The 13,318-nt window shown below is 44.7% G+C and carries 11 protein-coding genes and 1 other RNA gene; 3 read left to right on the top strand and 9 right to left on the bottom strand.

All coding sequences use genetic code 11. From position 1 onward, the window contains the following. Positions 1–379 precede the first annotated feature (379 nt). Entirely contained in the window at positions 380–2,707 is a 2,328-nt protein-coding gene (locus QQL66_RS02015) for a M48 family metallopeptidase (RefSeq protein WP_284378169.1), read from the top strand. A gap of 235 nt (positions 2,708–2,942) precedes the next feature. On the opposite strand, the gene QQL66_RS02010 is transcribed toward QQL66_RS02015, so the two are convergent. From QQL66_RS02010 to QQL66_RS01980, 7 genes are all read right to left on the bottom strand, one after another. Beyond that, on the bottom strand, positions 2,943–3,194 hold the full coding sequence (locus tag QQL66_RS02010; protein ID WP_284378167.1) for a type II toxin-antitoxin system RelE/ParE family toxin: 252 nt from the start codon (positions 3,192–3,194) through the stop codon (positions 2,943–2,945). Further along, a complete protein-coding gene (locus tag QQL66_RS02005) occupies positions 3,191–3,406 on the bottom strand; it encodes a hypothetical protein (RefSeq protein WP_284378164.1) in 216 nt (71 codons plus the stop codon). The genes QQL66_RS02010 and QQL66_RS02005 overlap by 4 nt, the downstream gene beginning before the upstream one ends. 150 nt (positions 3,407–3,556) lie before the next feature. Further along, positions 3,557–4,546 (bottom strand): PA2778 family cysteine peptidase, encoded by a 990-nt coding sequence (locus QQL66_RS02000; RefSeq protein ID WP_284378162.1) that lies wholly within the window; start codon positions 4,544–4,546, stop codon positions 3,557–3,559. An 11-nt stretch (positions 4,547–4,557) separates the two neighbouring features. After that, the gene (locus QQL66_RS01995; RefSeq protein WP_284378159.1) at positions 4,558–4,959 is read right to left on the bottom strand and encodes a PA2779 family protein; all 402 of its coding nucleotides are present in this window, start codon (positions 4,957–4,959) and stop codon (positions 4,558–4,560) included. Between the two features lie 411 nt (positions 4,960–5,370). Then, positions 5,371–5,467: signal recognition particle sRNA small type (ffs, locus tag QQL66_RS01990), an RNA gene on the bottom strand. Positions 5,468–5,543: 76 nt separating this feature from the next. Continuing rightward, the gene (locus tag QQL66_RS01985; RefSeq protein WP_284378157.1) at positions 5,544–6,602 is read right to left on the bottom strand and encodes an MBL fold metallo-hydrolase; all 1,059 of its coding nucleotides are present in this window, start codon (positions 6,600–6,602) and stop codon (positions 5,544–5,546) included. A 34-nt stretch (positions 6,603–6,636) separates the two neighbouring features. Further along, positions 6,637–7,893 carry an ABC1 kinase family protein gene (locus QQL66_RS01980; RefSeq protein ID WP_284378154.1) on the bottom strand — a complete coding sequence of 419 codons (1,257 nt, stop codon included), beginning with the start codon at positions 7,891–7,893 and terminating at the stop codon, positions 6,637–6,639. A gap of 291 nt (positions 7,894–8,184) precedes the next feature. On the opposite strand from QQL66_RS01980, the gene QQL66_RS01975 reads away from it, so the two are divergent. Both QQL66_RS01975 and QQL66_RS01970 read left to right on the top strand, forming a co-directional pair. Next, positions 8,185–9,519, top strand: coding sequence for an MATE family efflux transporter (locus QQL66_RS01975; protein WP_284378151.1), 1,335 nt, complete (start codon positions 8,185–8,187; stop codon positions 9,517–9,519). A 3-nt stretch (positions 9,520–9,522) separates the two neighbouring features. Continuing rightward, on the top strand, positions 9,523–9,993 hold the full coding sequence (locus tag QQL66_RS01970) for a DUF2489 domain-containing protein (RefSeq protein ID WP_284378149.1): 471 nt from the start codon (positions 9,523–9,525) through the stop codon (positions 9,991–9,993). 70 nt (positions 9,994–10,063) lie between these two features. On the opposite strand, the gene QQL66_RS01965 is transcribed toward QQL66_RS01970, so the two are convergent. Both QQL66_RS01965 and QQL66_RS01960 read right to left on the bottom strand, forming a co-directional pair. After that, positions 10,064–12,163: a TRAP transporter large permease subunit gene (locus tag QQL66_RS01965; RefSeq protein WP_284378147.1), complete on the bottom strand. Its 2,100-nt coding sequence runs from the start codon at positions 12,161–12,163 to the stop codon at positions 10,064–10,066. Positions 12,164–12,263: 100 nt separating this feature from the next. Then, entirely contained in the window at positions 12,264–13,268 is a 1,005-nt protein-coding gene (locus QQL66_RS01960; protein WP_284378144.1) for a putative solute-binding protein, read from the bottom strand. Positions 13,269–13,318 lie beyond the last annotated feature (50 nt).

Genomic DNA, 13,318 nt, shown 5'->3' with positions numbered 1-13,318 from the left:
TTATTACATGTAAACCTGTCAATATATTTCACATGTAATAAAATTAATTACATGTAATTTCCGATAAACATCACATGTAACAGATTATTCATCTACTAAAAAAGGACAGACATATTTATCAGCAGCCAAGAATGACTTGATCAATAGCTGCCTAACAACACCACACACCCCCAATTCACCCATGATCACAACCCCAAAACTCAAAATACCTAGATATAAAACCCAAGAGTCAGGTATGTCCGATACAGGTCAGCGCATTCCCGAGACAGAGTTAGCCTCTAAGTTTGGACGCCATAAACTTGATATTACCTACCGGTTAGTACTTAAATGTTTATTGATTTAGACACATTAGTCAGCATTTACCCAAGGAAGGTTTAGTATGCAAAAGTCCGATCACTACCCTATTAGTCCCCAAAACGTTCCCGACTCACTCACGCAAGCCAATAGCAATTATAAACGCCAAGCTGTACTTGCGATGTCTGGACTGATCTTTTTCATGGTCTTCTATCTAGCGCTCATGGGCTGCTTTGGCTTTATTACCTATCAAGGGGTGGATCGGTTTTTACACGGAGACAGCGGCAACCTGTTCAACATCATCGCAACAAGCTGCTCCTTTCTGCTGACTCTCTTCATGGCAAAATCGCTGTTTGCCGTCCGAAAAGCCGGAAACCCTGGTGGTATTGAAGTAACAGCGGAGCAAGAACCCAGACTGTTTGAATTTCTTCATAATCTTTCAGATGAAATTGGCGCACCTCGCCCTCACCGAGTCTTCATTACCCCGGAAGTAAATGCCGCCGTTTTTTATGATTTATCACTCTTAAACCTGATCTTCCCTTCTAAGAAGAATTTGATAATCGGACTGGGACTGGTAAATGTTCTCAACCTTGGTGAACTCAAAGCGGTTTTAGCCCATGAGTTTGGTCATTTCGCTCAGGGGTCGATGGTTGTCGGACGCTGGGTTTATGTAGCACAACAAATCATTGCTCACATGGTTGCAACCCGAGACTGGTTAGACTCGGTCGTTCGATTCATTTCACGCATTGACCTGAGAATTGCCTGGTTGGGCTGGTTACTCTCACTGGTGATCTGGTCAATGCGTTCGATGATGGACACCTTGTTCAGTTTAGTGATCATTGCCGAACGAGCACTAAGCCGGGAAATGGAATTTAATGCAGATTTAGTAGCCGTTTCAGTGACCGGCAGCGATGCCCTGGTCAATGCGCTTTACAAACTACAGGCAGCAGATCACGCATGGCAAACCGCTCTGGACGTTGCAGGTCAGGAAGCGGAAAACGGTAAAATTCTGGACGATATTTTTCAGGCGCAGGAAGCTACCATTAGCCAGATGCAGCGCGTACTGGATGACCAGTTCTATGGTGCAGTTCCACCTAAACCAGACGACATCGAGCACGCCAAGCACCGAATTTTCGCAGAAGAAACCGCTCGCCCACCTCAAATGTGGTCAACCCACCCGGCAAACAGCGACCGGGAAGAAAATGCAAAAGCTCAATATATTCCGGCTGACATTGATGAGCGCAAAGCGTGGGGTATTTTCGCGGATGAACGTGAATTACGACGTCAAATCAGCATCAGCTTTTACAACTCAGAAAAACTCGACGAACTGGAAGTGGGACAACCTTTAGAAGCCGTCATCAAACGCTTTGACCGACCTTCCTATGCTCCCGAATACCGTGGAGCCTACCTGAACCGCAGCCCGGTTCGGGATTTCCCTAGCGTGAAAGACATGCTGGCTAAAGCCAATGTTGATGCCAATTTTGAAAACGCCATTGCCGGACTCTATCCCGCCAGCATTGCCGAGGATCTCGAAAAATCCCGAAACCTTGATGTTGAAAAGTACACCTTAGAAGCATTAGCGTCGGGAGAACTCAAACCCTCCGGCGGGGTTATCCGCCACCGAGGTGAAGAGATAAATAAAGAAGAGATACCCGACGCCATTCGGGAAATCGCAGATGAACAACGCTTACTGTCTGAGTCGTTAATGCAACACGACGCAAACTGCCGAGCCGTGCATCTGAGTCTGACTGAACAGCTTGGTAAAGGCTGGAATGAATACTTAACCGCACTCATCCAACTGCTTCATTGCAGTGAACATCTACACGCCATCGTTGAGAATGAACACGCCTTATTGATCAACACCTGGCAAGTCATTACCGCCGACGGCCAGATAGGCCACTTTGAAAAGAAACGCATCATTCGAGTTTGTAATGACACCCTTGAAAAAATGAAAACCGTTTCGAACGTAACCCTGAACTTGAGTTTGCCGGAAAGCGTACTTGAGAAATTAGGGATCACCAACTGGAATGAACAAATCCCTACTTTTGAACTGCCAACAGCAGACAAAAAGAACTGGCCAGAATGGTGCCAAGCCGCATCTCAAATCATGTCTGGCATGGCTGGGTTGCTTGGCGCCATCAGCAATATCTTGCAAGAAGATCTTATTCTTATCGAAGAGAAACTAAGAAACGAACGAAATCCAGAGGGATGGGAGGAAGCCCCAGCACCAGGCTTCTGCCCTGACAACTACCCAGTACTACTGCCGGGTAACGAACACGTTCTACAGAAAAAACTGGATCTTTGGAATCGATTCCAACTAGCGCAGGGCGTGTTTCCAACAACTGCCCGATTAGTAGTGTCGATTGCCATCGTAGGCGGAACGATCTTCGCGGGCTTGATCCAGCTCTTTTGACGTTCTCTTGATATCCTACTGATCCCCTTTTAATGCACTAGCTACGAACAACGTGTTAGTTACAAGCCCTGCCTCGCAGGGCTTTTTTCTGTATAGGATGCCTAGCACTACAAAACAGACATACCTACACTATTGACTCAGGCCTCACCAACATTTCCAAGAGTCGGTTAGGCGCACCCATCCTGTCGCCCAGAATACACACCACACCCAACCGATTTTTCTCCAGGTGTTTCAGCTACAAAACTTCATGCTCATAACGAATAAAATAAATGAATTCGGTCGTTATGTCTGAAATTAAATCTGGAGGCACCAGCCTTGGAATAACACCTTGAAAAACCCAATCGGCCTGTAATTCTTCCAACGCATCAAATAGCCCATCAATATAGACATCAGCTTGTTCAATCCCGAGACGCTTATAACCGTAATCCCAAATCATATCCAACTGAGCAAGAGCCAATGGCGAGAATCGAATTGCATCCGTTATCAATCAATGCCTCGTCGAGCACGATTCCGCTTCTTGAATGCATCCCGGTCTATAGGCTGATATTTATCATTACTAAAACTGAACCCTTCAGCCAAAGAAGACCGAACACGCTCCCACTTTTCAGACTCTTTCTGTTCCATATCCCGACGAATAAGATCCCGTAAAATATTCACTCGGTGTTTCATAGTCGCCATTTGAGCCTGTGCAGGCTTCAAGATGCTCTCTTAAGTTACCCGACACCCTTAATGTCACATTGGGACCAGCCATTAAATTGCCTCTTCGCTTAGTAATTTGCACTTATAAGAAATAAAAATCTGTGCATAAAGTGATAACAATAGGGAGAAAAAACAGAACACCAAAGATAACTACGGACACGCAGGGACATGACACCGATCACCGTCACCGCGCTGAGCCCCAGTGATCTGTTTAGCTTTAACAGCCTCGTTAATCTCCTGCTGAGAAGCCACCAATGCAGGATGATTCGGAAAGAGATTCAGAGCGCAGCTCATCACTTCTTTTGCTTGTGGATAACAGCCAAAATCCATCATCAAAAATGCCAAGTTATTCCATAACAAGGCTTTTTCTGGATGATGCTGAAGCGCTTCAATAAACCATTTCTTTGCTTCGTCCTTCTCATTTCTGGCATACGCGATATTTGCCAACCCCAGTTGGGCTAGATAGGTATCGTCAGAAGGCCAGTGATTATAGGCGGCCATATAGGCTTTCCTGGCCACTTCCACCTGCCCGACATATTCCATTGCAACGGCTTCCTTGATAAAAGAACCAGATGTCACACTCACCGTAACATGGTCTGGATACGAAGCAATGATGCCCCAAAAATCGGCTCGTCCCCAGGTTTTGATAAAGGCATCCACATGAACTGTACGTCTAGGATTATTCGCTGATCGTAAGATCAATTGCTGGTTTTCAGGATTAAACCCGATCACCACTGCGAAGTGCCATTGAGGCAGCCAGTCTAAGCCCAGATTCTGCATAACAAGAACCGGGTTACCACTCGAGACTTCTTTCAACAACCCATCAATAGTATTGACTGGTATTGCCAAAAGGCCATGACGCCTCACTTGTCCGATTAGTTCCAAGTTAAGCGCCCCCTCTCGGCCAGGAAGATAGACAAAAGGCTCCAACTCAACGGCAGAGGTTTTAACACCTTTATGAACCAATAGCGTGGCGAGAGCTGCGGCTCCACATTGATTACGTCTCTGAGCAAAGAATGGAACATCAGTTAATTCAACTGATTCTCTGGAAAACTGACCAAGCTCAACCGTTGGCGTATGCATGCAACCAACCAACAGGAGTAACACGCAATAACCAACGGCTTTCCACCAGTACTTCATTAATGATTAGACTACTTATTAATGCATTTTACGAAAGAGAAGATGTTCGTTGCACACAACATGTCAGTCACAATAAACACAAGGAATATCAGTAGCAGAATTCCTACCACGCCCTGACCTGCCTCCATGTTATCAATGTTTTCATTTAAGTAGGCAATCTCACTGGGCGTCATATGCTTCACCCGTTCTGATACCAAGTCGGTATCAACGCCCAGAGCAATCAACTTGGTCTGCACCGCTTCGTCATTCAACGCATTCAAGAGATATTCTTTATCATATTGTTGCTGCTCAATGGCAAGCGCCTGAGTCGTTGTGACCATGCCTGCATTCGATACAGCCGTGAAAAAAACCGTATGTAGAAAAACAAAGATCATCAACAGTTTTGACCAACTGTGCTTATTCGTCGATTTCATATTACCTCCTCAGCAAGTTCTTATACGCATACCAAATGAAATAAGATACGCACCGAAAAATCAATGTTCCTCGATGGATAGAGAAACACCCGGTTTTCGAATATGACTAAAATTATAGGTGAATAATGAGAAGGCAAGATGAACGCATTTCGTAATGAAGTTGGGGAAGTGCAGCCTCAGTAAAAGGAGGAATCTAACGAGATTTGGGCTTTGCGGGGCTTAGGCAAACATACAGAAATTCTTTGGATTATAAGTACGACTAGACCTCGGCCACTACCGATTATGAATAGTTTTAATATGAAATTATTTAACTTGTTCTTAATCGGGGATAACCCAACAAGCGATCTTAAAAGTAAAAAGGAGAATATTTGAAACAGGATAAAGCAAAACGCTTAAAAGAATGGAGGCGACCTCCACCAGCACACCCTCGGCACACAAGTCGGCCGCTGTGGCTGCTCCCTTCCGGGCCTGACCAGGTTCACGGCTTATTGTTGCGAGGGGACCAATGGAGGCCACCACAACGGTCGCGAATTATGGGGGAACAGCCCTTTCAGGTCAAGAGAAAAGGCTATTTTTTCATTAGATCACAAGGTATTAAGGTTAACTTCAAAACTCGAACCAATGGGAACCGCATCAAACGGGGTCAGATTTTCTTGTTCAGCCAGCGCCTTTGCTAAGTCTTCTCTCGGTGCGTCTATCTGCTCTGCGGTTAACTGAAAGGTACTCCAATGAATCCCCATCGAATAAGCAGATCGAATGTCTTTGTGAATTTCTACCGATTCTTCAGGGTTCACATGCATGTTCTTCATGAACCAACGCGGTTCATACGCGCCGATCGGTATCATGGCAAAATCGAACGGCCCCAACTTATCCCCAATTTCTTTAAACTGGATGTCGTTGTAGCCAGTATCACCACCAAACCAGCTATTAAAATCATCGATCTGGATTTGCCACGATCCCCACAAGGACTCATTAGTGTCCCACGGTGTTCGTTTGGACCAATGTTGGGCTGGCGTCAGGCGTAAGGTCAGGTCGTCAAATTGATGAGCCTGCCACCAATCCAGTTCAAGGACTTGAGTAACACCCTGTTCGTTGAACCATGCTTTTAAACCAAGAGGAACAAGCCAGGTGGTTTTATCCCCTATGGCCTCCACGGTTGGTTTATCCAAGTGATCATAATGATTATGGGAGATCACTACATAATCGACCTTGGGTAATTCCTTCAAATCTATAGCGGGTTTGAATGCCCGTTTTGGCCCGGCAAAGCTGACAGGGGACGCTCGGTCAAAGAAAATAGGGTCAGTGAGTACGGTTTTATCTTTGTATTGAATAAGGACAGTAGAATGACCAATCCAGCTAATTCTGGGCTTCACATAATATGACTGCTGAACATCCCTTAAATCCAGTTGGACTGGGGTAACGGTTACCTCATGGCCTTCCCAATCAGACCAATCAGAGGTGTACTTAGCCCATAGAAATTTCAGAATGGATTTCTTACTGTTCTCTAAATAGAGATTTTTGAAGCTACCATCAGGGTTATGATGTGCAGGCAGGCCTGATTTGGCGATAACGGGTGAAGATTGGCAGGAATACAGACTGATTCCTGCCAGTGCGAAAGATAGAAGTACAAAAAGTTTAAACATCCCTCTCAAGACTTGTCGTCCAAAGTGCTTCATATCAGTTTAAGAATGACATGTAGTCTTCAGCAACCAAATCAATCGCCATCACATGACGATAACGATCAAAATAAAGCAGTTGTTTGATCAACAAGCCAAACTGACGAGGGAACTGAATACCATGGCGCTTCGCCATGCGAACAAAGTCGGTCATCAGCTTGTTGATATCGTTCTCTGTCTCTGTAATGTCGAGGTAGCTTACTGATTGAAGACCATCCACACGTTTGATGAATTTCTCCAGATCATTCGCTAACTTAACGGTGTCTACCTTTTGCTTAGTAATACCAACGACCACCATTGCATTGGCCATGGTTTCATAGTCACCGGCGATCAATGCTTCGCCAAAATCATTCAATGCATCCCAAGTCCCTGGCGTTAATCGGCCTACGATACCAAAGTCAATGAAGCCTACCCGGCCATCTCTCAACACCATTAAGTTACCAGCATGAACATCGGCGTGGAAAATATCGCATTGATGCAAACTGGCAAACCAGGTATTCATAGCAATACGCAACGTCAACTCAGGGTTTTCACTGTAGCGTTTGATCGCATCAAGATCGGTCATGGAAACGCCGTAGAGTCGTTCCATGGTCAATACACGTCGACTGGTTGCCTGATGATACACCTTCGGCACCACCACTAAATTGTTTTGCGTTTCATCTAAAAAGCGTTGGAAGGATTCAATGTTTTGCGCTTCTTTTAAGAAATCGCATTCATCCATCATGGACTTCTGAATTTCTTCCACAATTTCAGAGAGAGAGGCCATTTCCAGATGCGGAGTAATCGTCTCCAGGATCTTCATCGCAAGATGAATAAAGTTCAGATCCGTGTGGATCACATGCTCCACTCCCGGCTTCTGGACTTTAATTACGACATCTTCACCCGTTACTAACTTGGCCGCATGAACCTGAGCAATCGACGCAGATGCCAGAGCATTAGGATCTATCTCAGAAAATACTTGATCCAGAGGCTGACGAAGTTCTTTCTGTAATACCGATTCAATGTAGGAATAAGGTAGGGGTTCGGTCTGGTCGAGACACGCTTGAAATTCTTCAACGTAATCTTCAGGGAAAAGCGTGGGGGAGCTGGCGATAAATTGACCTAATTTAATGTAGGTAGCGCCTAAATCTTCAAAGGTTTCCCGGAGTAACTTCGGCGTCGGCGGTCGATCACCTCGGAGCCAATCGAATCCATTTTTGGCTAACACCGAAGTCGTTTGCGCGATTCTCCAAGCGCCTTTGATTCCACTCAATAACATCGACAGCCCTCCAAGGCCAAAACCATAACTGGTCACATCACTAACAGATGAAAATTTACGTTGGTATTCTATGCAAGAGCTAACAATAAATCACCAAATGTTGACAATTTCACGAAAGGAAAATGTCTATTTCGGAACCTATATCCGTCTTAAACGACAGATCTTTCAAACTTTAACTTATGGTAGGATAGTCAATCCTGGTTTTAGGCCAAATTATTAACGTTCGTTTCCTATTGATCAGCGGCCAAAAATATCAACGTCTTTATTTAGGACTCTACATAAAAACTATTTATGTCTAAATCTACTAATTTATTGGACGGTAATATTGCCGCCACATTGACCCGACAAACACTGCCAATGACATTAGGACTCATCAGTCTGATGCTCTTCCACCTGGTGGATTCCTACTTTGTCGGTCAATTAGGCGTAAAAGAACTTGCCGCATTGAGTTTCAGTTTTCCGATCACCTTCACCTTAATCAGCCTATCAATTGGACTAGGAATTGGGGTTTCTGCGTACGTAGCCCAAACCATTGGAAGAGGCTGCGATAAGCAAGGAATACATCCGACTGCGCTCTTGCTGAATCTGGTTATTCTCTCATTCGCCAGTGCGTTAGGTTATGTTTTCAGCCGACCAATTTTCAGCCTTTTAGGGGCTGATGAAAACATGATTGTACTCATCATGGACTACATCAGTTTTTGGTACCTAGCCGCCCCCTTCTACGCCTTTATTATGACGATGAATAGCCTTCAAAGAGCCGCAGGAAACACTAAGTTTCCTGCGGCAATTATGGCGCTGAGTTCTATTTTGAACGCAATCCTAGACCCAATATTCATTTTTGGTCTCGGCCCAATTGAAGGGTATGGACTTAAAGGTGCCGCAATTGCTTCCCTAACCGCTTGGTTGATCAGCTGTGTTTTAAGTCTGATCTACATCCAGGCTCGTGAAGACTGGTTTGAAGCGTTTCCAACGCGCCAACAACTGATTCAACATTCTAAAAAGATCTTACATATCGGGCTTCCGGCCGCCGCCGCAAACATGCTTACGCCAATCACCAGCAGCGTACTGATTTCTATTATCTCAAACTATGGTGAGGCTTCAGTCGCAGCCTTTGGTGTTGGAACTCGAATTGAATCATTAGCGATATTGATGATTCTTGCACTCTCGATGACATTACCACCTTTCATCAGTCAGAACTTCGGAGCCAAACAGTTTGATCGAGTACACAGCGCCATCAAACTTACTCGAAAATTTTCTCTGGCATGGCAGTTTGCTATTTATCTTGTACTCGTTCTTTGCTCCGATAGTATTGCTCGTTTCTTTAGTGATTCCGCTGAAGTCCACGATCTCATTCAGCTTGTTATCTATATAATGCCACTGGGTCATGGTGCAATGGGCATTATCATATTGTCCGGGTCATCGCTGAACGCCCTCTCAGAACCTAAGAAGGCACTAATCGTCAGCATCATTCGCTTATTAATCATCACCATTCCATTTGCAGCCATCGGTGGTTACATCAACGATTTTAAAGGGTTATTGATTGGCATTACCCTAGGGTCCTTCCTGACCGCCTTCATAGCCGCCAACCTGGTTAATCAAGTCATTTATAAAGTAAAGGTTTCTTAACACATGACAACGCTTCATATCACTCTGTTAATTCTTGCGCTGGGTATCATTGCAGGCTTAGCCTTTTGGGCCTGGTCATTAACTCAAAAGGTAAAACAACGAGAACAAGAAATTCTCGACACCGTAAATGCCAGGCATGACAAGATCATTGAAAGCATAAGGGTCATCACATCTGCATTTGAAGATAAACAAGTGGAAATGATAGAAGCCTCAATCCGGCTCAAGGTATTGCTGGACAACCTACCTTTACCTGAAGAAGAGAAAAAGCCGTTTGTAGTATTTGATGTTATCTATGAAAAAGTAGCTCACATACCAACTCATGATAACTGGAAGGCCCTTAGTAAAAAGGAAAAATTCCAATTCGAAAAAGAAATGACAGACGTAGAAAAAGAATACAAAGATCTTTTTACTGCCGCAGCTAAAGATCTAAAACAATCCTCTTTTGATATCACACCTAAAGTAAAAATTAACTGAGTTTTTACGTTTCTAATAGACATTAAAAAGGGCTCATCAAGAGCCCTTTCTGTACTTATACACCCAACATTTAGTTGGACATATACCAGAGTGGTACGTAAGCAACAAGCAATAATGCTGTGCCCATGGTTAATAACGGCAACAGAATCTTCTCGTGTCGTCTCCAGAACGTAGTACCTTCGTTACGAGCTTGATCCACTTCATCCTCACCCACAACTTGTCGGGTCAATAAGTGGTTCAAGGCAACCGGTGGGCTGAGATAACCTAATTCAAAGGCCACCAAACACACCATCCAGAAGTGCAACGGTTCAATACCACTGTCAAAGGCAATGACGGCAACAGTAGCATTCACAAGAATTACAGCACCGTATGGGTCCATCACCATTCCAACAAACACCAGCAGAACAACCAGCGCAGTCATTGCCGCAAACTGACTATCAAATACCGTTGGGAACAACTCCATAACTCCAGAGCGCTCCATCACACCACCGATACTGACAGACAAGCCCATCAACAATAACAATGCACCGATATGTGCGGTTGTTTCGTTGATTGAAGTCCGCGTTGCACGCTCAATACCCTGATATTCCGGCTCAACATGATCAGAATCTCCTGCCATAGCAACCGAAGCTGAAGATACTCGCTTACGAGTAAAGTGCTCATACACTAAGAAACCAAGCATCATGACAGGTAAGATTCGAGGCGCAGAAAACTCATTCAGAGCGGTATCCAACACCACATGATAGAAAATCACTACGCCGGCAACGATGACCACATAAGGAAGAATCGGAAGCATTAGCTTCAATGCTTCAGGAATTGCCTGAGAAAGAGGTGCAGGGTTATTTTTCACTTCTTTATCACGCGTCAACCAAACAAACGCTAAGAAAAGGAAAGCTGTTAAGAAGAAGACTCGATTACCCCAGTAGAACAACTCATCGGTCGTCACGTCACGGTTCAGATAAGCAATGATCACAACCAACAGACAAGGACGTAATACAACCCCCATACTGCCTGACATAGCCGTTGTAGCTAATGCTAACTGACGACGTGCACCGGCACGACGAAGCTCCTGATAAATCACCGCACCTACCGCGATCACGAAAATACCTGACGCACCGGTATAAGCTGTCGGTACTGCCGCAACAACCACAGCAACAAAGGCTAGTAATTCGGTTGGCATTCTGAACGGTCTGAAAGTATTGAATACCAGAGACGCCAGACGAGTCTCTTTTAGCATCATCCCGGTCCAAACGTACAGACCAAGATTCAGGAACATGTCGGAGAAGTCCATCATTTTATCAAGATACACACCGATACCAGCGGTATGGCCTTGAAGCATGAAGTAAGTACCTGAAATTAGACACATTTGCGTATAAAGCGGCACCGACAACATCGCGTGTCCGAAACTACCGCCTTTCTTCGCATCTTTCGGAATATTAACCAGCTGATACAGACTGCAAATAGCCAGCAATCCGAAGCCAATCACCCAGGACGCATGGATACCTTCTCGCGCGGCATCAATGCTTTCTTTACCAACATAAGAAAGCGCCCAGAATTCAATGGAAGAATAAAACAGCATACTGTTCGCAATAAATTGCAACAGCGAGGACCAACGATGATCTAACGCCGATTCCATTGGACGCATCGCGATTTGGTGTCTTGATAAAGTAGCCGTAGCTGCACAAATCAATACCAAAAACGCCAGAATAAACTTCTGAGCACTCAAACCGAATGCAACGACATCCGCAACAAAGCGCTCTACCGTTCGGTAGATGATAACGCCTGTTGTCATCTGACCTTGAATACTTTCAAAAGACTCGAACTTCTCCTGACACAAAGATTTAGAGTTTTCGAGTGACTCTCTCATAGACTCAGTGTCTAAAGGCTCATCATCAAAAAGTCCAAACTCATCCTCTACGGCTTCCGCTTTGTGCGTAGCAACCAAACGAGCCAACTCGGCATCAATATTGATGGATGGATCACAGGTTGGAGCCTGAGGGTCATTTCTTAAATCAAAATAGCTATCCCAAGTGCTTTGACCCAATTTAAGTAATTGAGCATGAATATCCGCACTTGTGGTATACGCAATAACACCGAGAAGGAGGAAGAAGGCGGGAAGTGATGATAACCATTCCTGCCAAGTACGATTGGCAAATCCACCAGAAGACATGAACGAACCCTCTTTTTATTATAAAGCCCGGGGTCCATCACCGGGCCTACTACATAAACTACCTAGAACACACTAAAAATCAGGTGCTTTTTAGATCCACTTATTCAAGACGCTCAGCACACTCAGGACGAGAGGCATCCGACTTACAACGAACTTTGAACATCAATTTAAGTGCTTTAGGGTGGTAAACACCTTCGTCACGTAGCTTGATACGAACATCACGAAGCATGTTGTCGTAACCAGTGGTGTGATCCTTGGAAATAGGCTCAACCCAGTAAGAAGGTTTAATTTCTGCTTCAGCCGTCTTAATAATGTCAAAAGCTTGATCGAAACGAGTCATCGAGAAATCACGAGACGCTTGGCCAAAACCTTCTGGCATTTTGTCGGTGTGAATTAAGATCTGGAAGTTCATTTGTGCAATCTTGTAGTTAAAGACACCGCCTTCCGTACCAAGACCTTTGTATAGCTCAAGAGGCGTATAAGCCACTGCTGGAGCATATGCGATATCCACACTGCCATTATTGAACTTACCAGCAAAGGTAGACACAGTTGCAGGAACAACAGAACCACCTACATGACGCACCATCGTCAAAGCAGCTGGGTCGTAGTCTTGAGTTGCAAACTTCTTACCTTGAAGATCCGCAACGTCTTTTACAGACTTATCACGCATGTATAGGTAGATCGCACCCGCCGGTAGAACACCAGCAACTTCGTAATTACCTTCTTTCATGAACTTCGCACCTTTAGGAGAATGCAAAGTTTGAAGAATCAAGCGTAGCTCTTCATTAGAAGTGATCGCACCCATTGCTTCCAAAGAGCCAGTGAATTTATTAAATTCACGAGCGCGAGTTCCGGTCAAAAGAACGCTGTCACATTGACCAGCTTTAAACTCTTCTGCCGCAATTTTTTCATCTGTGTAAGCACGAAGTTCCAAATCCACACCCACTTTCAGTGCGAACGTCTTCGACTCTTTCATCAAATTGAACAGCGGACCGTTAGAACCAACGGGATCGAATACACAGAATGATTTTTTCTCTGCTGCTTGCGCAGTACCCATCATTAAACTTGCAGCAAAACCTGCAGCTAGAACCTTCTTGAGCGACATACCTGATTGCCTCTTTTCGAAATTATCTCGTTATTATTATTTATGTGCTT

The sequence above is a fragment of the Litoribrevibacter albus genome (assembly GCF_030159995.1).
In the GTDB taxonomy this organism is placed as follows: Bacteria; Pseudomonadota; Gammaproteobacteria; order Pseudomonadales; family Litoribrevibacteraceae; genus Litoribrevibacter; species Litoribrevibacter albus.
The sequence above is the reverse complement of the archived record's forward strand: the minus strand, read 5'-3'. Positions and strand labels throughout refer to the sequence as shown.